This window comes from Nocardiopsis sp. LDBS1602 (assembly GCF_035818715.1).
In the GTDB taxonomy this organism is placed as follows: Bacteria; Actinomycetota; Actinomycetes; order Streptosporangiales; family Streptosporangiaceae; genus Nocardiopsis; species Nocardiopsis alba.
Window position 1 is genome coordinate 682,245 of sequence record NZ_JAYLVW010000001.1, and the last position, 26,350, is coordinate 708,594.

Consider the following 26,350-nt stretch of genomic DNA (forward strand, 5'->3'; position numbering starts at 1 on the left):
GGGGGCGGAGGCGCCCCCGCTCGATCGGCCCGGCCGCCCGACCGTCGATCCCGGCGGTCGGGCGGCCGCGTTCCGGCTCGGAGCGGTCGGGGTTCAGTCGGCCCGGGACCAGACCAGGGCCATGGAGACGGGATGGCCGCGAAACCTCTCCCACTTGGGTTTGACGCTCACCCACGCGTCGTCCACGACCGCCTCCGACATCTCCTCCAGACGCCACCCGTGGGCCAGGGCCGCGCGTACGTGGTCGCCGATCAGGTGGACGTGGGTGGCGATGGCGACGTCCTCGCCGGAGTCGTCGGTGAAGTGGGTGGGCATGCCGGAGACCATCATGAACTGCGGGTGGTAGGCGACCAGGACGCAGTGTCCGCCGGGCGCGGTGAGTCTGCGGGCCTCGGCGTAGTACGGGTCGAGGTCGGGCAGGTGCTCGTCGATGAGCGAGGAGATCACCAGGTCGTACCCCTCCTCCGGCAGCCCGGTGGAGCGCACGTCCCCTCGGGTGAGGGAGTCGTGGGCTCCACGTTTCTCGGCCAGGGCGAGCATCCCGGTGCTCAGGTCCACCCCGTCCACGTGTCCCACACCGTGTTCGCGCAGCCAGGTCCCGGTCCTGCCGGTCCCGCAGCCCAGGTCGGCGGCGCGCTCCACCCCGCCCCAGTCGGGAACGGCGAGCCCGTCGAGCAGCGCCAGGTCCATGGCGTCGGGGACGGAGTCCTCGTAGGTCGCCGACCAACCGTCGTATCCGGTGGCCACGTCGACGGTCCGGTAGTTGCGGGTATCGAAGAGCGAGAAATCGGCCATGGGGGCGAGTATCCCCGGGTCACGACGGTCGACGCCACCCCTTTTCCCCTCGCCCCGGGGCCGCCGGAAAACCCGTTGCCCTCTCTTCGCCGCCGCCTCTAGGGTGATGTCCATGGGAGCATTCCAAGCGATCTTCAGGGGCGCGCAGGCCTGGCCCGCGGTCGCCCACGCACGGCTCCGGTCCGCTCTGCCGGACCGGTGATCGGACCCCTCTGAGGGCACCGCCGTTTCCGCGTTCTCATCGTGCGCGACGTCGGCGGTGCCAAGGGGGTCCCCTGTCTCGATACGACCATGCGCCGGTCCAGGCCCAGCCGACGTCCCTCTTCTCTTCGGACGTACGGCCGGTGGACCCCGTACAGATCCTGTGACACGCCCGTGCCGGGCGTGGGTTCCGTCGTGCCGTCGTCCTCGTCGGCCACCGACCACGGTGGCGGAACGGACCGCACATGGCACGCTCCCCTCGTCGAGCCCACCACTCCCACGATCCTCGTCGTCCGCGTCGCTCGAACGACGATCGGCGGCGACTGTCCCAGAACTTCCTCACCGATCCGGCCACCGCCCGCCGGGTGGTGCGCATCGCCCGGCCGGCCCCCGACTCCACCGTCGTGGAGGTGGGCCCCGGAGACGGCGCGCTGACCCGTTTCCTCGTGCGTGAGGCGGGTCGGGTGATCGCCTACGAGATCGACCCGACCCTGGCCGCCCGGCTGACCGAGCGCTACCGGGAGCGCGCCCCCGACGTCCGGATCGTACGCGGGGACTTCACCCGGGCGCGCCCGCCCCGCTCCCCCTTCTCGGTGGTCGGCAACATCCCCTACTCCCGTACCGCCGACATCGTCCGCTGGTGCCTGAACGCGCCCGGTCTGACCTCGGCCACGTTCATCACCCAGTGGGAGTACGCGCGCAAACGCACCGGGGCGTACGGCCGGTGGACCCTTCTGACCGTGCTGACCTGGCCCGAGTGGTCGTGGTCCCTGGTAGGCAGGATCGGCCGGGAGAGGTTCCGGCCGGTGCCACGCGTGGACGCCGGTGTGCTCGTGCTGCGCCGCAGGGAGGAGCCGCTGCTGCCCAGGGAGGACCTGCGGGAGTACCGCCGTCTGGTCGAGATCGGTTTCGGAGGGGTGGGCGGTTCCCTGTCGGCGTCGTTGCGTCGCGCCTATCCCGCGCGGCGGGTCGCGTCGGCCCTTCGGGAGGCGGGGGTGGATCCGTCCGCCCCGGTGGGTCTGGTCGCCCCCGACCGGTGGGTGGCCCTGGTCCGGTCCCTGACCGGAACGGGCCGGGGCGGGCCGCGAACCGTCGTGGGCACGGCGGGATCACACCGGTATGACGATCGACACCCCCGAGCTCGCCCGGACCGCCCTCGCCGCGAGCGATTCTGACGCTACGACAGCCTCCCTCATCTTCTTCCTCATCATCGTTCCCAGCGTCCTCGTCCTCATCATCATCGGTATCGGCTCCTCTCGTGAGAACCCCGAGGGTTATCGGAGGGATCCGCGCCGTGGCGACGGGGTCTTCGCCTCGAGCGGGGGCGAAGCCGGTGGTGGAGGAGGCTGGTCCATCGGCGGAGACGATTACTCCGCCGACTGCTCCGACGGAGGCGCCGGTGACGGTGGAGGCGGAGGCGGAGGCGGAGACGGTGGGGGCGGGGGCTGCTGATCCGGGTGAGCGGCCCCCGCCCACCCGGATCAGACGCGCACGATCGCGAAGAACTCGCCCGGCACGTCCAGGGCGGCCCCGTCGATCCTCGGGTACCCGTTGGCCAGCAGCAGTTCCCGAGGGGCGGCGTCCAGCTCCACCACGGTCTGTTCCTCGGAGAGGTTGCAGACCACCCGGAGCGAACCACGGGTCAGGACCAGTCGCCGGCCCTCCCGGTCCGCGTCGACTCGGAAGCGGTCCAGGCGGGGGTCGCTCAGCTCGGGTTCGGCCCGCCGCAGGGCGATCAGGGAACGGTAGGTGTCCAGGATCAGTCGGCCCGCCTCCCGGTCGGCCTCGGACCAGTCCAGGACCGCCGCGTCACGGGTGGCCGGGTCCATCGGGTCGGGGATCTCCTCCTCGTCCCACCCCAGGGCGGCGAACTCGCGGCGGCGACCCGTGCGCACCCCTTCGACCAGGTCCGGGTCGGTGAAGGAGGCGAAGAACGGCCAGGGTGTGGTGGCGCCCCACTCCTCCCCCATGAAGATCATCGGGGTGTAGGGGGAACAGAACACGATGGCCGCGCCGCAGGTCAGGAGGCCGGGCGAGAGGTGTTCGCCCATACGGTCTCCCCGGGCCCGATTACCGATCTGGTCGTGGGTGGAGAGGTAGCCGAGAAAACGGTGGCCGGGGATCAGGTGGGTGTCGACCGGAGCCCCGTGCCGACGTCCCCGGAACGAGGAGTGCCCGCCGTCGTGCAGGAACACCCTGCGCAGGACGTCTGCGAGCACCCGGGGTCCGGCGAAGTCGGCGTAGTAGCCGTGCTTCTCCCCGGTCAGGGCGACGTGCAGAGCGTGGTGCAGGTCGTCGGACCACTGGGCGGTCATACCCATCCCACCCGCCTCCCGGGGCAGGACGGTGCGCGGATCGTTGCGATCGGACTCGGCGATCAGCGACAGCGGGCGGCCGAGCCCCGTGGCCAGGGCGTCGACCTCGGCGGAGAGTTCGGCCAGGATCGGGACGGCCCGGTCGTCGCGCAGGGCGTGCACGGCGTCCAGCCGCAGACCGTCCAGGTGGTAGTGGCGCAGCCAGTCCAGAGCGCCCTCGATCACCAGGGCGCGGACCGGGTCGGAATGGGGTCCGTCCAGGTTGAGCGAGGGCCCCCAGGCGTTCTCGCCGGAGAAGTAGGGGCCGAAGCGCGGCAGATAGGCGCCCGAGGGGCCGAGATGGTTGTAGACCACGTCGAGCAGGACGGCGATCCCGTGGCGGTGGCAGGTGTCCACGAACCCCTTGAGCGCGTCGGGGCCGCCGTAGGGTTCGTGCACCGCGGACCACAGGACGCCGTCGTACCCCCAGCCGTGGGTGCCGTCGAAGGCGTTGAGCGGCATGAGTTCGACATGGGTGACCCCGAGCTCGACCAGGTGGTCGATCCGGTCGACGGCGGCGGTGAGGGTGCCCTCCGGGGTGAAGGTGCCCACGTGGAGTTCGTAGACGACGCCCCCGGCCAGCGGCCGTCCGGTCCAGTGGCCGTCCGCCCAGACGAACTCGTCGTGGTCGTAGACGCGACTCGCGGAGTGCACCCCGCGGGGTTGTCTCAGCGACCGGGGGTCGGGCAGGGGCCGCTCCCCCTCGTCGAGGAGGTAGGCGTAGTCGGAGCCCGGCCCGGCCCCGTCGACCGTGGCGTGCCACCGTCCTCGAGCGTCGCGTTCCATGGGGTGGTCGACGCCGCCCACTCTGACGCGTACGCGTCGGGCCTCGGGGGCCCAGACGGTGAAGTCCCCGTGGACTCCGCGTCCGGGTGTGGCGGGCGGGTTCGCTTGCGTGGCCAGTCCGTTCACGCAGGTGGGTCTACCCCGCGTGAGGGACGGGTGAACCGAACGTCGCAGGTGGGAAGGGTGCTGCGCTCACATCGCCCCGGGTGGGGCCGCATCGGCGCCTCGGTGAGCAGGGTCGGCTCCGGGCGTGTCGGGGGTTCCGCGCGGGTAGGGTCTCGGCGGACACGGCGAGCGCGAGGGGACACGGGCGTATGGCGGAGCGGACGCTGTTGGGGATCTGTGGGAGTCTGCGGCGCGGGTCGTTCAACGCGGCGCTGCTGCGTCTGGTGCCCCGGGTGGGATCCGACGTCACGGTGATCGGCACCGACCTGGCCGGACGGCTGCCCCTGTTCGATCCGGACGTCGAGAACGACGAGTCGTCCTGGCCCGATTCCGTGCGGGGGTTCCGCGCGGCGGCGGCGCGGGCCGACGGGGTGGTGATCGCGACGCCCGAGTACGCGCACGGGCCGGCCGGGGTCACCAAGAACGCCATCGACTGGCTGGTGGGTTCCGCCGGTCTGATGGGCCGGCCGACCCTGTTGATGAGCGCCTCCCCGGGACAGGCCGGGGGTATGCGCGCCCACGCTCCGCTCATGCCGACGTTGACGCTGTTGGGCGCCGTCCTGGTGGACTGCGTGGTGGTCTCCCGCGCCGGCTCGCGCGTGGACGCGGGGGGCGAGTACGTCGACCCGGCGGTGGTGGAGCGGGTGCGGCTCGCGGTGGCCGAGTTGGAGGACGCCCTGGCCTACTCCGAGACCCGCCGGGCCGTCTCTCCCCTCGAAGACCCCCTCTGAGCCATCACCCGTCGTGCCGGGCGCGTCCCCGATCGGCGACGGTGGCGATCTCGGTGCCGGGGAGGGGGCGGTAGCGGCCGATGCGGACGGAGGCGGTGACCCGTACGGGTTCGGGGAGCCCCGAGACCAGTCCGGCCAGCCGTTCGGAGGTGATGTGACGGGCGCTGGGGCCCATCCCGACGACGGTGAGCGCGTCCTGGCGGGACAGGTCCATGGTGAAGCGCAGGGTCTCGGCGCGCTCCGGGGAGAAGTGGCCGTGCAGCCCCTCGGCCAGCCGTTCGTCCTTGCGGGGGTCCACATCCAACAGGCCCAGCGCGGAGCGCAGCTCGGTGAGGTGGTCGGCCTCGGGGGTGACGACCAGGAGCACCCCGGCCGGGTCCAGGATCCGGTGGAACTCGGCGGCGTTACGGGGCGCGAACACGTTGATCAGGGCGTCGGCGGAGCCGGTGGCCAGGGGCAGGGGACGCCAGGAGTCGGCGGTGATCGCACCGGAGCGCTCGTGCGCCTTGGCGGCCTTGCGCGCGGCGAACTTGGACACGTCGGTGGTGAGGCCGACCATGCGCGGCGACGCGTCGAGGATCAGGGTCAGGTAGTGGCCGGTACCGCCTCCCACGTCGACGACCAGGGGTTCGTCGACGGTGAGCTCCTCGTCGAGGGCGCGGGCGAGCGCGTGACCGATGGGGTCGTAGTGACCGCCGGACTGGAAGCTCAGCCGGTCGGCGACCATCGCCTTGTCGTCTCCGGAGCCGGGCGGCGTGCGGCCGGTGAGCAGCCCGACGTACCCCTCGCGGGCCACGTCGAAGCCGTGGCCGTTCGCGCAGGACGGGCCGCGCTCCCCCGTTTCCAAGGGGAGTCCGCAGACGGGGCAGGTCAGGACCGCGGCCACGGACGCGGGCATGCGCGGTCGGGGTCCGGTGTGGGTGTTCGCCATGATCGCGGCAAGCCTACCGGGGTTCAGTCCCTGAGCAGGACGGCCACCGGATAGCGGTCGAGGACCTCGGCCAGGTGGGCGGTGGTGAGACCGTCCATGCGTTCGGGGGCGATGGAGCGGCCGGTCATCAGGTCGGTCCAGGTGCCCGGTCCCGAGGGCAGCGGCAGCACGGTGTCCCCCCAGCCTCCGGCGTCGGCGAGGGTCAGGGGCAGTCGTGTGGCGACCACCGCCAGGGCGTGGTGGCGGTCGCCTCGCACGGTGCGGGCGAAGGCGAGGGCGTGTTCGGCCCCGTGGCCCTCGGCGATCAATGGCAGGTAGCCGGTGGGTTCCAGATCGCGGCGGGCGCGCAGGCAGGTGCGGACCAGGTGGAGTTTGGCGGCGCCGGTCTCGTCCACCGGCGGGCGCAGCCCGGCCTCGATCCGGGCGAGCCATCGCGCCCGTTCCTCGTGGTCGACGGGCCGTCGGTTGTCGGGGTCCACCAGGGACAGGTCCCACAGTTCGGTGCCCTGGTAGAGGTCGGGGACGCCGGGGCCCAGGAGCTGCACGGCCTTCTGCCCCAGGGAGTTGCTCCAGCCGGGCGCCTTGAGGGTGTCGGCCATGGCCTCGACCTCGGTGTACAGCTCGGCGTCGGCGCGCAGTCGTGCGGGCCAGGAGCGGATCCGGTCCTCGAACTCGGGGTCGGGTCCGGTCCAGGAGGTGCCCAGACGGGCCTCGCGGGCCGCCTTGATCAGGTAGGAGACCAGGCGTTCGTCCTCGATGGGCCAGGCGCCCAGGAGGGTCTGCCAGCCGAGCAGGTCGAGGGCGGGTTCGGGCAGGGGTTCGCGGGCGCTCCAGCGGCGTACCGCGTCGGCGAGGTCGTCGGGGATCTCGGACAGGACGGCCAGGCGGGCGCGCACGTCCTCGGAGCGTTTGGTGTCGTGGGTGGACAGGGTGGTCATGGTGTGCGGTTCGGAGGCCTCCCTGCGCAGTTGCGCGGTGTGGAGTTCGGCGACGGTGCTCCCGAACGAGGCGGGGTCCCCGCCGACCTCGTTGAGGGCGATGAAACGGGTGCCCCGGTAGAAGGCGGTGTTCTCGGTGCCCATGGCCACGACCATGCCGCTGGTCTGTTGGATCCGGCGGGCGAGTTCGCCGTGGGGTTCCTCGCGGACGGAGAGGTCGATGGTCTTGAGGACGGGTTGCAGGTCGGGGCGGCGTTCGGCGGCGACCCCCACGGCCCTGGTCCAGGCGGGTTCGGCCTCGGGCAGGTAGGAGCGGTACACGTCGAAGGAGCACAGGAGCTCGGCCACGGCCTCCTCGGTGGTCCAGGGGTCGTTCGCCCCGTCGTCGTGGGGCGGGACGAGCGCGGCGATCCTGCGTACCTCGGCGCGCAGGAGGTCGGCGGCGGCGTGGCCCCGAGCCCTCAGGTCGATCTCGGCGACGTCGGTGGCCACCCCGTGTTCGCGGGCCAGGGCGGTGAGCGCGGGCTCGGCCTCGGGGTCGACGAACACCCCGCAGATCTCGCGCAGGGCGTCGTAACCGGTGGTGCCGGCGACCGGCCAGGAGGAGGGGAGGGTCTCGTCGGGGGCGAGGATCTTCTCCACGACGATCCACCCGTCGAAGCGTTCGGAGAGGCGGCGCAGGTAGCCTCCGGGGTCGCTGAGTCCGTCGACGTGGTCCACGCGCAGTCCGTCGACGACCCCCTCCCGCCCCCAGCTCAGGATCTCGGCGTGGGAGGCGTCGAAGACGGCCGGGTCCTCGACCCTGACGGCGGCGAGGTGGTCGACGTCGAAGAAGCGGCGGTAGGTGAGTTCGGCGTCGCCGCGCCGCCAGGACACCAGCCGGTAGTGTTGGCGCTCGTGCACGTCGAGGACGTCGTCGCCCGGGGAGTGGGTGCCCGGGGCCAGGGGAAGGCGCAGGTCGAAGTGGACGAGGTGACCGTCCGCGATGGTGAGCCCCTCGAGCGCGGCGCGCCCGCCGTCCCCGTCGTCTGCCAGGACCGGGATGGGGATCGGGCCCGCGTCGAAGTCGATGTCGAAGCAGCGCGCGTGGACGGAGTCGCGTCCGTGCTCCAGGACGTCCCACCACCAGGGGTCGGCGTCGGGTCGGGCCACCGACATGTGGTTGGGGACGATGTCGACGACCACGGAGAGGCCGAGGGCGTGGGCTCGTTCGGAGAGTTCGACGAGGGCCTTTCGACCGCCCAGGACGGAGGAGACCCGTGTGGGATCGACCACGTCGTAGCCGTGGTCGGATCCGGGGGTCGCGGTGAGCACCGGCGAGAGGTAGACGGCTCCCACGCCGAGCCGTTCCAGGTGTTCCAGGAGGGCGGTCGCGTCGGCCAGGGTCAGGCCCTGGTTCAACTGCACGCGGTAGGTCGACGTCGGGGTCGCCGGACCGTTCGGGGACGTTCTGTGCTCGCTCATCACAGAGTTCACTGCCCCTGCCCCGGGCGTGTCATGCGCCCGGGATCGACGCTGGTCACAAGGGTGACGGAACGGCATGAAACGTTCCGATCCCGCCAACTTTCACCGCCCGAAAACCCCTTGTTCACCTTTTGTCCATCCACAGTCCCCCAAGGCGCCACGGATACGTCCGGTTCGGCACACACCCGCGTTGGGGAAGGTGGTCGGACAATGGTTAAATTCTTCGGCGGTGTTCCATTACCAGCGACAACGCGCCGGTGACCGGCTGCGAACGGTGAAGACAATGAGGACCACCGACACCGACGAAGGGGATAGAGGCAGCGTGCTCCCGTCCAACAAGCGCACCCGTACCCAGGACGACCCCCGGCGCCGGGCCCACGCCTCCAGGGGCGTCGCTTCGGCCGCGCTGGCCGGGCTGATGCTGGCGACGACCGCCTGCGGCAGCGACGACGCCGTCCAGGGCGCGGCTCCCGCCGTCCCCGACGATCTGGAGTGCTTCTCGGGCAGCCTGCACGGTTCGGGCTCCAGCGCCCAGGAGAACGCGATGACGACGTGGATCGCGGGCTTCCAGTCGGCCTGCGAGGACGCGCGCATCTACTACGACTCGATCGGCTCCGGCGGCGGCCGTAACCAGTTCATCGACGGCGCGGTGTCCTTCGCCGGGACCGACGCGGCCCTGGACCCGGAGGAGAACGCCGACGCCATGGAACGGTGCGGCGGTTCCGACACCATCAACCTGCCCACCTACGTGGTGGCCATCGCCGTGGTGTTCAACCTGGAGGGCGTCGACTCGCTCGACCTGTCGCCGGACACGGTCGCCCGGATCTTCGACCAGGACATCACCCGCTGGAACGACCCGGCCATCGCGGCGGACAACCCGGACCTGGACCTGCCCGACCTGGCGATCACCCAGGTGACGAGGGCCGACGACTCCGGTACCACGGAGAACTTCACGAACTACCTGTCGCAGGCCGCGCCGGATTCCTGGCCGCACGAGCCGGGCGGCCAGTGGCCCATCACGCCGCGCGAGTCCGCCCAGGGCAACAGTGGTATCGCCGACACGGTCTCCCGGGCCGACGGCGCCATCGGCTACGTGGAGATGTCGCACCTGCACGGACTGCCGGCGGCGAACATCGGCGTGGGCGACGAGTTCGTGCCGATCTCGCCCGAGGCGGCGGCCAAGGTCGTGGCCGACTCCCCGCGCCGCGAGGACAACACCAGCGAGTTCGACCTGGCCCTGGACCTGGACTACGGGACCACCGAGGCGGGAAGCTACCCGTTGGTCCTGGTCAGCTACGAGACGGTCTGCCGGGACTACCCGGACGAGGGCGAGGCCGACCGGGTCAAGGCGTTCCTGCGGTACGTGGTGAGCCCCGAGGGTCAGGAGGAGGCCTCCGCCGAGACCGATTCCACCCCGGTCAACGACGATCTGCGGGCCGAGCTCCTGAGGTCCATCGAGGCGATCGGTTCCTGACCTCGCACGTTCCGTGTCCCGGCCGGGCCGGGACACGGGGCTTCCGGGCGCGTGGGCCCACCGCGCGCCCGTTGTCGTATAGGGATCCGGTACCTTGAGTGCGGACCGTAGCGTTCTCGGTCACTCGTGTGACGGACGGCCGTGCGGTGGGCGACGGGGTCCGTCCCCGTCCGGGTCGGTGTCTTCCCCCATCGACCCGGCCGAGGTCGGGCCTCCGGCCCCCGCCCCGAGGTCCTCGTCGTCATCGGGCATCTCCCGCCCCGACGCGCGGCAGGCCCGGTACCAGAGTGAGCGGATCCGCGCGCGAAGCGTGCGGCGCGGTCTCCGCTCCTCCACCGGCTCCTCCTCGACCGGTGCGGGCTTCGCCGGGGTCTCGACGACCTCGCGGGGCTCCACCGGTTCGGGGACCCGTTCCGCCTCGGGCACCGGCCTGGGGATCGGAGGGACCGAACGGTGCAGGGTCAGGTCGGTGAGCGTGCCCTGGCCCCCGTGGATCCGGTAGCGGCCGTGCAGTTCGTCGACCACCTCGGACAGTTCCTCGCCGGGGCCGTGGACCCGCATGGCGCGGGCCAGGGCGCGGGTCCGCCACAGGCGCACACCGGTGTCCTCCCGGGAGGGCGGCGCCGCGGGCAGGAGTTCGGTGAGCCCCGATCGGGAGCGCTCGGCGCCGGCCAGCAGTCGGGACAGCGCCAGCTCGCCCAACCCCCAGGCCACGGGCACCTGGAGGAGGAAGGGCGAGGGGAAGCCGGTCCTCGGCGCGGTCGAGGCGAAGGAGATCCTGGGTTCTCTCAGGTAGTTGGCCTGGATCAGGCGCAGGTCCAGGTCGATGGGCTGGGTCCGGACCCCCTCCCAGTCGGCGACCAGGGTGATCGCCAGGTCCGTCTCGGTTCCGCGGAGGAGACGGTCCACGCACCCCCGCACCAGGTCGTAGGAGGCCCCGGTGACGTCGACGACGGCGTGCACGAGCGGGATGCGGCGGCGCGGGTCGGGGACGCGTTCTCGGTAGGCGTGCGGGTGCGGCATGAGTTCGGCCAGGATCTCCGTGCGGAAGCGCTCGGAGGGCAGCCGGGTGCGCGCGGTGGAGGCGACGCCGACGTGCCAGGCGGTGGCGGAGCGTTCGGGCACCATGACCGCTCCGGCCTGCCAGAGCCGGTAGCCGAACTCGGTGTCCTGCCCCAGGTCGAGGTCGGGGTCGACGCCGCCCGCGGCCTCGTAGAGGCTGCGCCGGACGGCGGAGGCGGCACCGACGTGGGCGTGGAAGCCCAGGTGGTCGGCGTCGCGCAGCAGGTCGCTGCTCTCGATGAGGTGTTCCACCCACTCGTGCCGTCGGTCCCCGGTCAGGACACGGGTGAGATCGTCGGAGCGGATCGCGTCCAGAAGGTCCTCGGGGCTCCGCGGTTCGGTGTCACTGAAGCGGATCCGGCCGAGGGTGACGCATTCGGCGTGCGCGTGGTGCCAGCGGGCCTGGGCCTCGACGAACTCGGGGCAGGCGATCATGTCGGCGTCCATCCACAGCAGGATGTCGCCGGTGCTGGCGTGGGCTCCGTAGGCGCGGGCGTAGCCGGCGCCCCAGCCGCCGTCGGGCGGTGAGACGATCCGGCAGCGGCGTGGACGATGTTCGGGCAGGCGCAGGGGCGGTGAGGAGTGGTCGTCGACGACCACGACCTCCAGAAGGTGGTCGGGATAGGTCTGGACGGACAGGGAGGCCAGGGCGAGGTCGAGACCGTCCTGACCACCTCGGGCGGGGATGACGACACTGACCCCGAGCTCCGGCGTCCAGTGGCCGGTCACGGGGGGCGTCAGCGCGCTCCAGTCGTTGCGGAAGACCCGGGCCTCGACCCGTTCCACCCGACCACGGTGTGACACACCGTCTACATGGGACCCTACGTGCTTATTCAGTGACACAGAGTCACTATATCCGTGTTCCCCTACAGAGCGTGAGTGCCGACCCTCGCGAAGTGTCGGATTCCCACCGAATCTTCCGACGGGGCCTCAACGACGGGCCTCGGTCCGCAGCATCCTGATGCCCAGGAAGACCACGCCGATCACCAGAGCGATCATCACCAACCACACCAACAGGCCCACCAGCATCGACAGGATCCAGAACACCGCGATAACGGCGGCGATACCCGCGACGACCTTGAGAAGAAGACGACCCATGCGGGGAAGGATACGCGTCGGCCTCCGCCGGGGACACGTCGGTCCGCCCCGAACGGATCGGGGCGGACCGGACGGGAGGGGTCAGCCCACGCGGACGGCACCGGTGAAGACGCCGTCCCAGTAGGCGGCCAGGGAGACCTCCTCCAGGGGCTTGGAGGGGTTGGAGCCGTGGATCATCTTGCCGTTGCCGGAGTAGATGCCCACGTGGCTCGGCGCCGAGGCACTGTAGAAGAACAGCAGGTCACCCGGCTGGACCTGGTCGCGGGAGACCGGGGTACCCACGTTGACCTGGTCATAGGTGGTCCGGGGCAGGCTCACGCCCGCCTGGGCCCAGGCGGCCTGGGTCAGACCGGAGCAGTCGTAGCCGTCCGGGCCGGTACCGCCCCAGACGTAGGGCTTGCCGATCTGGGCGCGGGCGAAGTCGAGGACGGCCTGGACGTCGCCGGACACGGCGGCCGAGCCACCGTCGGCGGAGCCGCCCGTCGCGCTGTCGGCCGCGGCGCCCTCGTCCACGGTCGGGTCGACCCCGCCCAGGCTCTCCAGGACCTCGGCCTGCTCGTCCAGCGCGCTCTCGCCCTGGGCCTGGGCGTCCTCGGCCTCGCTCAGGGCCTCCGCCGCGCTCTCCTCGGCCTCCTGGGCCTCGTTGTACAGGTTCTCGGCGTGCTCGGCGTCGACGATGTAGTCGGCGAGCATGTCCTGCTGTCCCTGGGAGATGTGGTCCAGGTCGGCGATGTTCTGCAACGCGTTGTCCGCGTCGCCGCCGAAGAAGATCTCGAAACTGTCGCCGGAGGTGCCGGTGTAGGCGCTCTGCACGATGGTGGAGATCCGGCCCGAGCGCTCGTCGAGCTCGTCCCGGGCCTCCTCCCACTGCTCCTTGAGGTCGTCCCTGCGGGCCTCGGCCGCGGCGTGGTCCTCCTTGGCCGTGTTGTAGGCCTCGTTCAGTTCGGACAGCTCCTGCTGGAGCTCCTCGTAACGCTGCCGGGCCTCGGACTCGGAGGGGTCGGCCAACGCCACACCGGAGGAGAGCACCACGGCGCCCAGGGCGACGAAGCCGACCGTCGTGAGGCGACGGGTGGATTCGGGGTTGCGGGTCAAAGCACCGACCGCCTTTCTCCCATGCCCGTTTACCGTCACAGGGCACCCCGAGGACACGCCGATGGACGGCGTCGGGATGCGCGAGAGGGGATCCGGCGGGCGGGGGTGAAGGTTCCGCGAGGGGTCGCCGGGTGTCGCGACGGCCTCTGCTCCTGGGAAAGGACGGCTGTAGCACGAGACGAGCAGAGTGCGACGGGCGGACGGAACGCTGTCACCTGGTGGTGACGAACCGGGGCGTACCGACCTGGGGGAACACTAATTCATCCGGCGCACTCGACGCGACCCTTTCGTGACCTTCCCTTGGTCGACCACGATGACCTGCGAAGGGAGTCTTCTTCCCCGGGAAGGCCCACGAGTGCGCGGATGAGGGCGCATTCTTCCCGAGGAGAGCGGGTCAAAACCGTACCAAGCCCCGAGTTGACCGTGACACGTATCACAATAATCTCGGGAAGGGGGTCCCCCGAACGCCGGCGGGGCCGGACACGAGCGTGTCCGACCCCACTACGGTCACCGGTCGGAACCGGATCACAGGTGACGGTCCCACCAATCGAGGATCGCCTCGAAACGGGCCACCCGGTGGCTCGGCAGCCCCGAACGCGACAACTCGTGGCCCTCGCCCGGGAACACCAGCATCTCGGTCTCGTGCCCGCGCTTCTTGAGCTCCACGAACAGACGCTGCGCCTGTTCCAGCGGGCAACGCCAGTCCTGCTCGGAGTGGATGATCAGGAACGGCACGTCGATCCGGTCCGCGTAGGTGATCGGACTCTGCTCGACCCAGTTCTCCCTCGGCCCGTACAGCGGTTCGACGAAGTGCGCCCCGATGTCGGAGGAGCCGCGGAAGCTGTCGATGGCGTTGACCGCCCGCTCGCTGATCGCCGCCCGGAAACGCTCGCCGTGGTTCCCCGCCAGCCAGGTCGTCATGAACCCGCCGTGCGAACCGCCCAGCACGCCGACCCTGGAGGAGTCCAGACGCTCGTCCTGGAGCACCTCGTCCAGGAAGGCCAGCAGGTCGGTGGAGGAGGAGGCCCCCACCGAACCGATGATCGCCCGTCCGTGTTCCTGTCCGTAGCCGGAGGAACCGCGCGGGTTGCAGAAGGCCACCGCGTAGCCCGCGGCCGCGTACACCTGGGTCTCGTCGAAGAGCCAGTGCCCGTACTGGGCGAAGGGGCCGCCGTGGATCATCAGCAGCACCGGGTGCGGCCCCTCCCCCTCGGGCACCGCCAGCCAACCGTGGACCGGATATCCGTCCGGCGCCTGGGCCGTGACCTCGGCGACCGGCAACGGGTCGACGCCCTCGAAGAAGGAGGTCAGGGCCCGGGGTCCGTCCTCGGAGACGAGGTACAGCTCACCGCTGTCGCGCTCGCCCGCGGCCACCGCGACGGTGACGCCCCCGGCGTGGTCGAACGACTGCACCTGCCGTTTTCCGCCCAGCAGAGTGGTGCGCTCCCCATCGGAGGAGACCAGGTACAGCTCGACCGCGCCGCGGTTCTCGCCCAGGACCAGGGCGCCCCGGTCGATGCCCTGGGCCCTCTCCCCGGTCATCCTCGGGTCCTCGGTACCGGTCAGACGCGCGGGCGCCTCGGAACCGTCGAGCGGCACCGACCACAGACCGCTCTGCCGGCCGACGAAGTCCCGTCCGGTCGAACCGATCTCGTCACCGACGAAGTAGACGGTGGCGCCGTCCTCGGAGAAGCCGATCGACCGGGCGTTGAGGTCGCCCCGGGTGACCCTGCGAAGCTCGGCCCCGGCCTCGGGGGCACAGGCCCACACGTCCTGGTACAGGTCGAGGTCGCGGTCCTCGTGGAGGGAGGCGCCGAAGACCAGGGTCGTACCGTCGGGGGTCCAGATCGGGTTCCCGTGGTCGGCCTCGGCCGTGGTGACCCGTGTCGGTTCCCCCGCCTCACCCGAGGGGTCGATGGGGGCACCGACGAAGATGTGCTGCCACCGGTCGGTGTAATACCCCAGGCCGTCGAACTGGTACTTGAGGGTGCTGATCCGGCGCGGCGGCTCCTTGCCCGGGACGACGTCCACGTAACGGCCGTCCTCGGGGATCCGGGCGTTGTAGGCGAGCCGGGTGGAGTCGGGGCTCCAGGCGTGTCCGCTCACTCCGAGGGGGTGATCGGTGATCCGCCACGGATCGCCGCCCTCGGTGGGCAGGACGTGGAGCTGAGGCCGCTCGTTCTCGTCGGGGCGCAGGAAGGCGATCCAGCGCCCGTCCGGGGAGTGGAGCGGGGCACGGTCGCGGTCGCCCCGGGTGAGCCTTCGGGGTTCCTCGGAGCCGTCGGTGGCCACGGTCCACAGGGAGCCGAGGTAGGCGTCCTCCTCCAGGTCCGGTCGGACGACGGAGAAGACGGCACGGGAGCCGTCGGGTGACAGGGACGGTGCGCCGATGCCGTGCAGGTGAGCGATGTCAGCGGGTTTCATACATGGTGGCGGGCGGAGTGGGGGCCGCCCGCCGTCTCCTTCCCTAGGTCACGGGGGTCCCGTCTCCCGGATGGGTGCCGGTCGAGGGACGTCCTTTCGGGACCTTATCGACGCTCAATACGGAAAATCCATGACTATTCCACCTTTTTCATCAGCGCTTCGATGACCTATGGACCCGCACTGCACCGACCGACGGGCTCCGCTCAGCGACGACCTCGGTCGGTCTCCAGACGGGTACAGACCCAGCCGCCCTCCTCCCTCCGCAACCGGAAGGCGAACACCCGGGCACGACCCCCGCAGTCGATCACCGCGCTGGCCTCCATGCCCCCTTCGCCCAAGGGCTGGTGGAAGACCCGGGTCAGACGAGGCGCCATCGCGCAGACCATGCTGCCGCGCAGCCGACGCAGCTCCTCGCGCACCGGCACGGTCACGTGGCCGCGCAGCACCTCGGGGGCCCTACGGCCCACCAGGACCTCCGCCATGTGCTGGGCGAGACGATGCACCTCCGCCGGGGTCCGATGGCCGGCCAACAGCGGAGCCCCGCACCGCCCCACCGACATCCTTCGCATCGGGGTCCGGGCCGGGGTGCGCACCGGACGTCGAGGGGTACGGGCCGGGGCCACGCGATCACAGGCGGCGCGACGGCAGCGACGGGGTTCGTAGGCGTGTGACATGAACGGACCACTTCCTTTCGATAAACGGTTCTCCCTCCATCTACAAAGAGGGCGCTCGCGCCTTCCCGTGACACCCGGCATTCCAGGTTTCTCCGGCCGTCGACCCGCCCGTCCACCACGAAGCCCCCGGGCCGCGCAGCCGTCATACTGGCTGACGTGACACACGCGTACCTTTCCTCCCCCGCGCCCGTGGCCCTCGCGCACCGGGGCGGGTGGCTCATCGACGACCAGGGCGTGCGCAGCACCGATCTGGAGAACACGGCCGTCGCCTTCCAGCACGCCGTCGACCTCGGCTACACCTATCTGGAGACGGACGTGCACGCCACGGCCGACGGTGTGCTGACGGCCTTCCACGACAAGACCCTGGACCGCACCACCGACCGCACCGGCGCCATCGCCTCGCTCCCCTACTCCGAGGTCTCCCGTGCCCGGGTCGCGGGCAAGGAGCCGATCCCCCTCCTGGAGGATCTCCTCGGAAGCTGGCCCGAGGTCCGTTTCAACATCGACCTGAAGACGGACCGGGCCGTCCTGCCCCTGTTGAGGGTCCTGCGACGCACCGACGCCTGGGACCGGGTGTGCGTGGGCTCCTTCGACCAGAACCGGCTGAACCGGGCCCGCCGACTCTATGGTCCGCGTGTGGCCACCTCCTGCGGCCCGATCGAGGTGGCCCGGCTCCGGCTCTCCTCCCTGTCCCCGGTCCTGCGCCCGATCGCCGGCCGGACCCCCGTCTGCGCGCAGATCCCGCTCTCCCAGGGAGGCTTCCCCGTCCTGAGCCGGGACATGATCCGCACCGCGCACCGGCTCGGTATCCAGGTGCACGTGTGGACCGTCAACGAACCCGCGGTGATGGAGCGTCTGCTCGACGCCGGGGTGGACGGCATCATCACGGACAACACCGTGGGCCTGCGCGACCTGCTCGTCCGACGCGGCCGATGGAACCGGGAGCTCCCCGAGACCTCGAAGAACGGATAGTCCCCTCCATGCCCACCCCACCCTCTCCCCCGGCGGCGGACAACTCGCCGTCGACCGATCCCCGACAGCGCAGACGCGAACAGCGCGGCTGGTACACCTACGACTGGGCCAACCAGGTGTTCATCACCTCGGTGGTGACGGTGCTCATCGGCCCCTACCTGTCCGGGCTGGCCTGCTCCGAGGCGGGGGCCGGCGGCGACTGCTCGACACCGGGGCTGACGATCCACCCGCTCGGGTTCGAATGGTTCGGCCTGCACCCGAACTCGTTCCACCCCCTGGTGACCACGGTCGCCGGGCTGATCCTCCTGGTGATGCTGCCCATCGTGGGCGCCCTGGCCGACCACACCCGGCACAAGAAGCGGTGGTTGCTCTGGCTGGCCGCTGCGGGGTCGCTGTGCGTGAGCTCGCTGTACTTCACCGACGACTACCGCACAGCGGCGCTGATGTTCATCCTGGGCAACACCTTCTACGGCATGTCCCTGGTGGTGTTCAACGCCTTCCTGCCCGAGATCTCCACCTCCGACGAACGCAACCGCGTCTCCGTCACCGGATGGGCTCTGGCCTATCTGGGCGGCGGGCTCCTCCTCGCGGCCCACATGGGCCTGCTGGCCTCCGCCGAGAGCCTCGGGGTGTCGGAGGGACACGCGGTGCGCATCGCCTTCGCCTCGGTGGGCGTGTGGTGGCTGCTGTTCTCCATCGTCGGCATCCGACTGCTGCGTAACAGGTACGGCGCCCTGGCCGCCGAGAGCGGAGCGCCCCGCCTCGGCGCCTCGCTGAAGCAGTACTGGCGGACGCTGCGCGAGATGCGGAGCTTCCCGAACACGCTGCTGTTCCTGATCGCGTTCGTGCTGTTCAACAACGGCATCCAGGCCGTGATCTACTTCGCGGGCAGCTTCGCGAGCCAGGACCTGGGCCTGTCGCTGGCGATCCTGAGCGCCACCATCCTGCTCATCCAGTTCGTGGCCTTCGCCGGAGCCCTGATCATGGGCTGGATCGGCCGGCGCTTCGGCACGAAGAACACCGTGCTCGGCAGCCTGGTCGTCTGGTGCGGGCTGGTCACCTGCGGCTACTACCTGCCGCCCGGGGACCCGGTGCTGTTCCTCCTGCTGGGCGCGGGCATCGGCATGGTCCTGGGCGGGACCCAGTCGCTCGCGCGGGCCCTGTACTCCCTGCTCATCCCGCGCGGCCGCGAAGCGGAGTACTTCAGCCTCTTCCAGCTCGCCGACCGCGGATCGGTGCTGCTGGGCGCGGCCTCGATCACCCTGGTCGTCAACCTGACCGGCGGTTTCCGCACGGCCATCTTCTCCCTGGTGATCTTCTTCATCATCGGCGGTCTCCTGCTGTGGCGCGCCGACCTGAAGGCGGGGATCGAGGCGGCCGGGAACAAGGTGCCCGACAACCTCTGAAACGGTCCGGAACGTCCTCGGCCCCGGCGATACTGACGTGGTATCGCGGGGCCGACGGCGTTCCGAGGACACGACAGACGCGGGGGGAGTTCGGTGCGGGTACTGCACGGCGTGTGGTCCGGGGGCACGTTGACGATCTGGGCCGAGGGCGAGGCCCACGCCGACCGTCCCCCGGGTGTCCATCCCTTCGCCGCCGGCCTTCCGGACCTGCGCGACCTGGTCGACCGCCTCGGCATCGATCCCTCTTCTCCGGCCGCCACCGAGCCGACCCTGTTCCTGCCCGGCGGCGCGGAGGCCCCCGCGCGCTCCGACTCGACCGACACCACGCCCTCGGAACCCCGCCCCTGGCGTGTCCCGGCCCTGGAACTGTCCCCGGCCGACGCCGACCTCCTCCTATACGCGCTCGCGAACCCGTCGTCCGTCGCCCTCGGCCCCGCGCTCGCCCACCTGGGCGCCGTCCACGCCTTCGCCGAACGACTGGTCGGGGCCGGCTGCGTCCTCCCCGACCTGGTCGGCGCCCCGCCCCGGGCCCGATGGCGACCCGCCCCCTCGGACACCGCCGAGGAGCACCTGGCCGCGCTGTCCGCGACGCTTCCCCCCGCCGCCACCGCCCACCTGACGGCGCGGGATCGGGCCGACGCCGACCGGCTCTGTGTTCTGGCGCCGCTGGAACTGCTCACCGACGCGGTCGCGCGCCGGCTGTCCACCGGACGAGGCCGACCTTCCGAGACCGAGGACGTCCCTCCCTCACCGGAGGCCCGCCTCGCCGCCGCGCTCACCGGGTCGCGTACCCGCGTGGACGAGGAGACCGCCGCCGCCCTGCGCGGCCCGTTGCGGGAATGGCGCTCCCGGGTCCGGGGCGCCGGTCGGGCGCGACTGCTGTTCGTCCTGCGCGAGCCCGAACCCGAGGGTCCCCGTCACGGCCCCCGCCCCTGGACCCTGGAGTTCTGGGTGCGTTCGACCACCGACCCCGGTCTGCGACTGCCCCTGGAACAGGTGTGGTCGGGCGAGGGCGGCGCCTGGCTGCCCGAGGACGTGGCCTCCACCACCCTGGCCGACCTGCGTCGGGCCGCGCGCCACTACCCCGCCCTGGGCCGGGTGCTCGGCGCCCTGGCCCCGGACCGGCTCACCATGGACACCCTCGGAGCGCAGGACTTCGTCGGGACCCACGCCGCCCGGTTGGCCGCCGCGGGTTTCTCCGTGGTACTGCCCGAGTGGAGCGGACGCGACGGTCTCGGGCTGCGCATGACCGTCGACGAACCGCCGAAGCGGCGGGGGCGTGGCGGGGTGAGCCCCTCGGACCTGGTGGACGTCTCCTTCGAGGCGTTGTTGAACGGTCCCGAGAACGAGGCCCCGCTGACCGGGGAGGAGCTCGCCGAACTGGCGGAACTGGCCCGGCTCAAACGTTCCCTGGTGCGGGTGCGCGGACGGTGGATGGAGGTGGACCCCGAGAGTGTCGCCTCCGCCCTGGAACTGATGCGCCGTTCCGGGCGAGGGCGGATGCGCCGCGATGAGGCGCTCCGCACGGCGATCGGCGTCGCCGAGACCGCCCCGCTCCCGGTGACCGACGTGGTGGCCGACGGACCGCTGGGGGCCCTGCTCGACGGCGGGGCCAAGGCCGAACCCCGACCGATGGGCACCCCGGCCGGCTTCGAGGGGAGTCTGCGCCCCTACCAGGACCGCGGCGCCTCCTGGCTCCGGTTCCTGGGGGAGCTGGGCCTGGGCGCGGTGCTCGCCGACGACATGGGGTTGGGCAAGACCATTCAGCTTCTGGCCCTGCTCACCGACGAACGCGCCGACGGCCCCGCGCCGGGGCCGACCCTGCTGGTGTGCCCGGTCTCCCTCGTCGGCAACTGGCGGCGCGAGGCCGAGAGGTTCGCCCCCGGGCTTCGCGTGCACGTCCAACACGGGCCCGATCGGCCTTCGGGGAACGCGTTGGCGCGGATCGTGGGCCACTGCGATCTGGTGGTGACCACCTACGGCGTGGTGGCGCGTGACGCCGAGGAACTGTCGGGGATGCCCTGGCACCGGGTGGTGTGCGACGAGGCGCAGGCGTTGAAGAACCACGACACCCGCCAGGCGCGGGCGGTGCGTTCCCTGCCCGCCGCGACCCGGATCGCGCTCACCGGCACCCCGGTCGAGAACAACCTGGGCGAGTTGTGGTCGGTGATGGAGTTCGCCAACCCCGGGCTCCTCGGCACCTCCGCCGACTTCCAGCGAACGGTGGCCGACCGCGCCGAGGCCGAGGGCGGCGAAGGGGAGGGCACCGACCTGGTGCGCCGGTTGACCGGGCCGTTCGTGCTGCGCCGTTTGAAGACCGACCGGTCGATCATCGCCGACCTGCCGGACAAGCACCAGATGCGCACCTGGTGCACGCTCACCCCCGAACAGGCCTCGCTGTACAAGGCCGTGGTGGACGAGATGGGCGAACGCATGGCCGAGGCCGACGAGAAGGAGCGCAAGGGGCTGGTGCTGGCGACCATGTCCCGTCTCAAGCAGATCTGCAACCATCCGGCACAGTTCCTGGGCGACGGTTCGGCGTTGGCCGGGCGGTCCGGCAAGCTGGAGCGACTGGAGGCGATCCTCGGCGAGGCGGTGGCCGAGGGCGACAAGGCCCTGTGCTTCACCCAGTACGCGCGTTGGGGCGAACGTCTGACGCCCTACCTGCGCTCCCGACTCGGGGTACCGGTGCTGTGGTTGCACGGCGGCACCTCCAGGGCCGACCGGGAACGCATGACCGAGCGTTTCCAGACCATGGCCGGCCCCGCGGTCTTCCTGCTCTCGCTCAAGGCGGCCGGGACCGGACTGAACCTGACGGCGGCCAACCACGTGGTGCACGTGGACCGCTGGTGGAACCCGGCCGTGGAGAACCAGGCCACCGACCGGGCCTTCCGGATCGGCCAACGCCGGGACGTGCAGGTGCGCAAGATGGTGTGCGTGGGCACCGTGGAGGAACGGGTGGACGAGATGATCGAACGCAAGAGCGCGCTGGCCGACGGCGCGGTGACCACCGGCGAACAGTGGCTGAGCGGGCTGTCGGTGGAGGACCTGCGCGAGGTCGTGCGGTTGGCGCCCGAGGCGGTGGCGGGATGAGCTGGTCGGAACTGGTCGCCGAGGCCCTCGGCGCCTCCGGTGGGCCACCGGTGGAGCGGCTGCGCGTCCGGCCGGGCGAGGCGCTGGCCCGGGTCGGTGAACACGAGGTGAGCCTCATCCGGACCGTGTGGCCGGATACGGAGTGGTCGCGGGTCTGCGCGGCGCTGGCCTCCCAGCCGATGTTCCGGGCCCGGGTGCTGGCCGGGGAGCTGCCCGAGGAGACGGAGCGGGTGTTCGCCCTGCTGGGTCTGGACCTGGTGCCCGAGGGGTGGGGCGGCCTGGTCGCCACGTGTTCGTGCGACCGGTGGAGCGGCCGCTGTCACCATCTCTCGGCGGTGGTCCGCGCCCTGGGCGAGGAGGCCGACCGGGACCCCTTCGTATTGACGCGGTGGGCCGGCCTGGAGAAACGGTCGGTGATCGAACTGGTCGAGGGGATCGCGGCCGGAACGAAATCCCCCGAGGTCCCCGACCGTAAGAGCGGGGACGAAGACGATTCCCCGCTTTCCCACGAAGGGGAAGATGTTTCCCCGGATGTTTTCGCCTCGCGAGCACGAACGTCGTCCCCGCTTTCACCGCACGCCTTTTGGGACACTCTCGACCCACCCCCTCCCCCGGCACTTCCCGAGGGTGCGGGAGATCGCGTCAAGGCCGCAGCCCCAGGGCATGTCGCCGACGAGCTGCCAGGTTTCACCTCTTCTTCCAGGCCCCTTTCCCGGTCGAAGTGAGAGGCGGGAGAACCCGATCGACTTTCTTTCGTGAAACGGCACCGGGACGGGCGGAACACGGTTACGATTCGCCTGACGGCGACCCGCACCACGAGCCCTGATTGGTACCTCTCCTATGGCCGATCTCTTCCCCCCTCGCATCGACATGGAAACTCCCAGCATCGCGAGGATGTACGACTACCTACTCGGTGGGAAGGACAACTTCGAGTCGGACCGGAAGGCCTGCGAAGAGCTCGCCGCGGGTATCCCCGAACTCGTCTCCTTCGCCAACGACAACCGGGCCTTCCTCGGTCGAGCCGTCGAGTACGTGTGCTCGCGCGGGGTGGACCAGTTCCTCGACCTGGGCGCGGGGCTGCCCACCACCGACAACACCCACCAGGTGGCCCAGCGGGCCGATCCCGGGGCACGGGTGCTCTACGTCGACCACGACCCCATCGTGCTCGCCCACGGCCGCGCCCTCCTGGGCGAGAACGGCACGACCGCCTTCCTGCTGGCCGACATCCGCGACCCCGGCCCCATCCTGAGCTCCCCCGAGGCCATCGACCTGCTCGACTTCGACCGGCCGGTCTGCGTCATGCTGGTCTCCCTGCTGCACTGCCTGCCCGACGACAGCGACCCCTTCGGCATGGTGCGCTCGCTCATGAAGCGGCTGGCCCCCGGCTCCGCCGTCATCTACTCGCACATCGTCTCCGACGATCACGAGGCCGCCGCCTGGATGACCGAGAAGATCCTGGGCTTCGGCACCCCCTGGGGCCGCGTCCGCAGCCCCGAGGAGGCCTCCCGGGCCTTCGAGGGCCTGGAGTTGGTCAGCCCCTGGCTCGACGACCGTGACGAGGGCCCCCGGACCGTGGACTGCTCGACCTGGCGTCATGAGGACCGGCCGCCGGTCTTCCGCCCCGAGGACCCCTCCGTCAAGCGTTGGGAACTGGCCGGGGTCGCCTTCAAGCCGTGACCGAGCGGGCCCGGCGCGTCTCGCCGGGCCCGTCCCGTGTCCCTAGGCTCCGTGTCCCATCAGCCGGTCGAGCTCCGATCCGGACAGGGACTCCGTCAGCCCGTCCAGACGCCCGTGCTCGGCGATCTCCCGGGCCGAACGCAACGCGTGGGTCAGCGCGATCTTCGACAGCCCCGACCCCAGGCTCACCCTGCGGGCCCCCAGGGCACCCAGTTCCGCCACCGTCGACCGGGCCGCGGCACCGGCCGCCAGGACGTTCACCGGGGCCTCCACCGAGGCGCACACGCGCCGGATCGCCTCCGTGTCCGGCAGGCCGGGAGCGTACAGCACGTCCGCTCCGGCTCGCTCGAACTCCCGAAGCCGGGCGATGGTGTCCTCCAGATCCGGCCGCCCGTACAGGAAGTTCTCCGCCCGCGCCGTCAGCGTGAACCGGAACGGCAGACGTCGTGCCGCCTCGACGGCGGCCTCGACCCGCTCCACCGCCTCCGCGAGGGGTCGGATCGGCGCTGCCGGGTCACCGGTGGCGTCCTCCACCGACCCGCCGACCGCCCCCGTCGCCCCGGTCAGGGTGATCGTGCGCGCCACCTCCGCCGGTTCCTCGCCGAAACCGCTCTCCAGGTCCACCGAGACCGGAAGGTCGGTGGCGACGGCGATCGCCTTGGCGTTGCCCAGGGTCTCGCCCCGGTCCACCAGCCCCGCCCCGTCGGCGCGGCCCAGGGAGTGCGCCAACCCGGCGCTGGTGGTGCCCAGCGCGACGAAGCCCGCCTCGGCCAGCAGGCGGGCCGAACCGGCGTCCCAGGCATTGGCCAGGACGAAGGCGCCCGGCCCCCCGTGCAGTGCGTGGAAGCGTTCGCCCCGCTCGCGCAGGGTCTCCTCCAAGGTGTCCATGTTCCTCTTCTCGCGGTCAGGGGGCGGTGGCGGTCAGGTGCTCGACGAGGAGGGCGTTCGTCCGGTTCGAACGCTCCCAGGACAGCAGGTGGGCGGCGTTCTCCACCAGCGCGTTCCGGGCGCCGGGGATCTCCTCGGCGAGCACCGAACCGTGTTCCTCGAACGGGGTCGAGGGGTCCTCGGTCCCTGAGACCACCAGGGTGGGCGCGACGATCCGCCCCAGGTCGGCACGGGTGTCGTGGCCCTCGATGGCCCCGCAGCATCCGGCGTAGCCCCGATCGGAGGTGTCCGTGATCTGGGAGCGCAGCCGGGCGACGTCCTCGGGGTGTTCCTTCGCGTAGTCAGGCGTGAACCATCGCTCCACCACCCCGGGGGCCAGGGCACCGGTCCCCTGATCCAGGGCCACGGCGGCGCGGTCGCGCCAGTTCCGCGCGGGCCCCATGTACGGGGAGGTGGACATCAGGACGAGACGGTCGATCCGCTCGGGGGCCTCGATCGCCAACCACTGGCCGATCATGCCGCCGAGGGAGAGCCCCGCGTAGTGGGCGCGTTCGATGCCCAGCCGATCCAGCAGGGCGAGGACGTCTCCGCCCAGGTCGGCCATGGTGTAGGGGCCCTCGGGGTCGGGTGAGCCGCCGTGGCCCCGGTGGTCGATCCGGATCAGGCGGAAACGCGCGGACAACGCCTCGATCTGGGGTTCCCACATGTCGAGGGTGGAGCCGAGCGACCCTCCCAGCACCAGGGGCGGTGCGTCCGCCGGTCCGTGCACGGTGTGGTGGAGTTCGACGCTCATCCGTCCGCCTCTTTCGACTCTCGTTACGGTCCCCGGCCGGTCCTACCCGTGCCCCGTTCGGTGAACACCGTACGCCGGGGCGGAGACGTTCGAACGGGACGGCGCGGCCGGGTCAGCCGACCTCCTCCTCGATCTCGGTGGCGCGGGCCCTGTGGCGGCGGACGGCGTCCCGGTTCCCGCAGACGGGCGAGCAGTAGCGTCGACGGCCGTTGCGCGAGAAGTCGGCGTAGACGTTCGCGCAGCCGCGGGCGGCGCAACGTCCCAGACGCTCCATGCCCCGGCCGGTCAGGTGCAGGGCGGTGCCCACGGCGATCAGGGAGGCGACCTGCCGGTGGGCGGGCAGCAGGTCCGGGCGGTAGTGCAGATGCCATCCGGTGCCCGCGTGGTCGGTCAGCCGGGGCGGGCCGGAGAACTCCTCCAGCAGGAGGTTGAGCCGTTCGGCGCGGCTCGGGAGGTCGGGCGCCTCGATCACCCCCTCCCAGCGGCGCAGGAACCCTCGGACCGCCTCCAGGTCCTCGCCCGTGACGGCGCGCTCCAGGAGGAGACGGTGCTCCGAACAGCGTCGTTCCAGGTCCTCGGGGTGTTCCGGGGGATGGTTGACCAGGTCCACGGCGAGGGTGAGCGGATCCTGACCGTAAGGGTTCAAGTGCATGGACCCATGACATCAGAGGGCGTTCTCACCCCCGCGCGAGGATCCCCCCTTCCAGGGTCCGGATCAGGGTGGGCGCGAGAGAGTGGCGTGGCATCCGCCCGGCCTCGACCTGTTCCATCCCGGTGAACAGCAGGGCCCAGAGAACGTGGACCACCCAGGACGGGTCGGACCCGGGGTCGAGGACGCCCTCGTCCTGGCCACGACGGACCAGATCCAAGAGGAAGTCGGGCTCGGGGTCGGCGTCGTCGGGCATGTACACCTCGTTGGCGGGATCCCCGAAGGCGAAGACCACCCATTCGATCACCTCCACGTGGGCGGAGACCACACGCCGCATGGCCTCCAGCGCGGGCCCCTCCTCCGGGCGGGCCTCCTCCAGCGCACGCCCCATCTCGGAGAGCGACTCCTCGAAGGTGGCCGCGAGCAGCGCCCCTCGGTCGGGGAAGTAGCGGTGCAGGGTGCTGCGCCCCACTTCGGCCCTTTCCGCCACGGCCGACAGCGGGGCGTTGCGGTCGTGCGCCAGGACGGAGGCGGCCGCTCGCAGGATCGCGCGTCGGGTTCGTCCGCGCGCTCCGCGCCGCGGGTTCTCGGTGCTCGTCATGGCGACAACCTATCCCCCTTCCCATAAAGGTACTTCCATGCCCTAATGTGGGACACTCATGTTCCATTAAGGAGCAAAG

General features: G+C 71.3%; 22 protein-coding genes. 9 read left to right on the forward strand and 13 right to left on the reverse strand.

Annotation, left to right across the window (positions count from 1 at the left end):
• Positions 1 to 93: 93 nt before the first annotated feature.
• Positions 94 to 795 carry a class I SAM-dependent DNA methyltransferase gene (locus tag U9J66_RS03195; RefSeq protein ID WP_326336971.1) on the reverse strand — a complete coding sequence of 234 codons (702 nt, stop codon included), beginning with the start codon at positions 793 to 795 and terminating at the stop codon, positions 94 to 96.
• Between the two features lie 446 nt (positions 796 to 1,241).
• On the opposite strand from U9J66_RS03195, the gene erm reads away from it, so the two are divergent.
• The gene (gene erm, locus U9J66_RS03200) at positions 1,242 to 2,171 is read left to right on the forward strand and encodes an ErmE/ErmH/ErmO/ErmR family 23S rRNA (adenine(2058)-N(6))-methyltransferase (RefSeq protein ID WP_326336972.1); all 930 of its coding nucleotides are present in this window, start codon (positions 1,242 to 1,244) and stop codon (positions 2,169 to 2,171) included.
• Positions 2,116 to 2,448, forward strand: coding sequence for a hypothetical protein (locus tag U9J66_RS03205; protein ID WP_326336973.1), 333 nt, complete (start codon positions 2,116 to 2,118; stop codon positions 2,446 to 2,448). The genes erm and U9J66_RS03205 overlap by 56 nt, the downstream gene beginning before the upstream one ends.
• A 29-nt stretch (positions 2,449 to 2,477) precedes the next feature.
• Here the strand turns inward: U9J66_RS03205 and treZ are convergent, their stop codons facing one another.
• Positions 2,478 to 4,262: a malto-oligosyltrehalose trehalohydrolase gene (treZ, locus tag U9J66_RS03210; protein ID WP_326336974.1), complete on the reverse strand. Its 1,785-nt coding sequence runs from the start codon at positions 4,260 to 4,262 to the stop codon at positions 2,478 to 2,480.
• Between the two features lie 188 nt (positions 4,263 to 4,450).
• Here treZ and U9J66_RS03215 point away from each other — a divergent pair, with 188 nt between their 5' ends.
• Positions 4,451 to 5,032, forward strand: coding sequence for an NADPH-dependent FMN reductase (locus U9J66_RS03215; RefSeq protein WP_326336975.1), 582 nt, complete (start codon positions 4,451 to 4,453; stop codon positions 5,030 to 5,032).
• Positions 5,033 to 5,036: 4 nt separating this feature from the next.
• On the opposite strand, the gene U9J66_RS03220 is transcribed toward U9J66_RS03215, so the two are convergent.
• Entirely contained in the window at positions 5,037 to 5,963 is a 927-nt protein-coding gene (locus tag U9J66_RS03220) for a putative RNA methyltransferase (RefSeq protein WP_017534754.1), read from the reverse strand.
• Between the two features lie 23 nt (positions 5,964 to 5,986).
• Positions 5,987 to 8,365: a malto-oligosyltrehalose synthase gene (gene treY / locus U9J66_RS03225; RefSeq protein ID WP_161111933.1), complete on the reverse strand. Its 2,379-nt coding sequence runs from the start codon at positions 8,363 to 8,365 to the stop codon at positions 5,987 to 5,989.
• A gap of 283 nt (positions 8,366 to 8,648) precedes the next feature.
• Between treY and pstS the strand changes: the two genes are divergently transcribed.
• Entirely contained in the window at positions 8,649 to 9,839 is a 1,191-nt protein-coding gene (gene pstS, locus U9J66_RS03230) for a phosphate ABC transporter substrate-binding protein PstS (RefSeq protein ID WP_017534752.1), read from the forward strand.
• A gap of 120 nt (positions 9,840 to 9,959) precedes the next feature.
• On the opposite strand, the gene U9J66_RS03235 is transcribed toward pstS, so the two are convergent.
• From U9J66_RS03235 to U9J66_RS03255, 5 genes are all read right to left on the reverse strand, one after another.
• On the reverse strand, positions 9,960 to 11,705 hold the full coding sequence (locus U9J66_RS03235) for a glycosyltransferase (protein ID WP_014908238.1): 1,746 nt from the start codon (positions 11,703 to 11,705) through the stop codon (positions 9,960 to 9,962).
• Positions 11,706 to 11,831: 126 nt separating this feature from the next.
• On the reverse strand, positions 11,832 to 11,999 hold the full coding sequence (locus U9J66_RS03240; RefSeq protein WP_014909191.1) for a hypothetical protein: 168 nt from the start codon (positions 11,997 to 11,999) through the stop codon (positions 11,832 to 11,834).
• 81 nt (positions 12,000 to 12,080) lie between these two features.
• A complete protein-coding gene (locus U9J66_RS03245; RefSeq protein WP_014912620.1) occupies positions 12,081 to 13,094 on the reverse strand; it encodes a C40 family peptidase in 1,014 nt (337 codons plus the stop codon).
• Between the two features lie 525 nt (positions 13,095 to 13,619).
• The gene (locus U9J66_RS03250; protein ID WP_161111932.1) at positions 13,620 to 15,518 is read right to left on the reverse strand and encodes a S9 family peptidase; all 1,899 of its coding nucleotides are present in this window, start codon (positions 15,516 to 15,518) and stop codon (positions 13,620 to 13,622) included.
• Positions 15,519 to 15,721: 203 nt separating this feature from the next.
• Positions 15,722 to 16,192 carry an Rv3235 family protein gene (locus U9J66_RS03255; RefSeq protein ID WP_017534749.1) on the reverse strand — a complete coding sequence of 157 codons (471 nt, stop codon included), beginning with the start codon at positions 16,190 to 16,192 and terminating at the stop codon, positions 15,722 to 15,724.
• A gap of 156 nt (positions 16,193 to 16,348) precedes the next feature.
• On the opposite strand from U9J66_RS03255, the gene U9J66_RS03260 reads away from it, so the two are divergent.
• The 5 genes from U9J66_RS03260 (at position 16,349) to U9J66_RS03280 (ending at position 23,340) form a co-directional block, all read left to right on the forward strand.
• Entirely contained in the window at positions 16,349 to 17,164 is an 816-nt protein-coding gene (locus U9J66_RS03260) for a glycerophosphodiester phosphodiesterase (protein WP_199806103.1), read from the forward strand.
• Between the two features lie 8 nt (positions 17,165 to 17,172).
• Positions 17,173 to 18,570 (forward strand): MFS transporter, encoded by a 1,398-nt coding sequence (locus tag U9J66_RS03265; RefSeq protein ID WP_042281746.1) that lies wholly within the window; start codon positions 17,173 to 17,175, stop codon positions 18,568 to 18,570.
• Between the two features lie 93 nt (positions 18,571 to 18,663).
• Positions 18,664 to 21,663: a DEAD/DEAH box helicase gene (locus tag U9J66_RS03270; RefSeq protein ID WP_326336976.1), complete on the forward strand. Its 3,000-nt coding sequence runs from the start codon at positions 18,664 to 18,666 to the stop codon at positions 21,661 to 21,663.
• Entirely contained in the window at positions 21,660 to 22,388 is a 729-nt protein-coding gene (locus tag U9J66_RS03275; RefSeq protein ID WP_326336977.1) for an SWIM zinc finger family protein, read from the forward strand. The genes U9J66_RS03270 and U9J66_RS03275 overlap by 4 nt, the downstream gene beginning before the upstream one ends.
• A gap of 115 nt (positions 22,389 to 22,503) precedes the next feature.
• Complete coding sequence (locus U9J66_RS03280) at positions 22,504 to 23,340, forward strand: SAM-dependent methyltransferase (protein ID WP_326336978.1); 837 nt, start codon at positions 22,504 to 22,506, stop codon at positions 23,338 to 23,340.
• A gap of 42 nt (positions 23,341 to 23,382) precedes the next feature.
• Here the strand turns inward: U9J66_RS03280 and U9J66_RS03285 are convergent, their stop codons facing one another.
• The 4 genes from U9J66_RS03285 to U9J66_RS03300 all read right to left on the reverse strand — a co-directional run bounded on the left by U9J66_RS03285 (position 23,383) and on the right by U9J66_RS03300 (position 26,271).
• Positions 23,383 to 24,228 carry an isocitrate lyase/PEP mutase family protein gene (locus U9J66_RS03285; RefSeq protein ID WP_014909840.1) on the reverse strand — a complete coding sequence of 282 codons (846 nt, stop codon included), beginning with the start codon at positions 24,226 to 24,228 and terminating at the stop codon, positions 23,383 to 23,385.
• Positions 24,229 to 24,244: 16 nt separating this feature from the next.
• Positions 24,245 to 25,021: a 3-oxoadipate enol-lactonase gene (gene pcaD / locus U9J66_RS03290; RefSeq protein ID WP_161111929.1), complete on the reverse strand. Its 777-nt coding sequence runs from the start codon at positions 25,019 to 25,021 to the stop codon at positions 24,245 to 24,247.
• 112 nt (positions 25,022 to 25,133) lie between these two features.
• Positions 25,134 to 25,673, reverse strand: a complete 540-nt coding sequence (locus U9J66_RS03295; RefSeq protein WP_017534744.1) for a CGNR zinc finger domain-containing protein — start codon at positions 25,671 to 25,673, stop codon at positions 25,134 to 25,136.
• 25 nt (positions 25,674 to 25,698) lie between these two features.
• Positions 25,699 to 26,271: a TetR/AcrR family transcriptional regulator gene (locus U9J66_RS03300; RefSeq protein ID WP_326336979.1), complete on the reverse strand. Its 573-nt coding sequence runs from the start codon at positions 26,269 to 26,271 to the stop codon at positions 25,699 to 25,701.
• Positions 26,272 to 26,350: the final 79 nt, after the last annotated feature.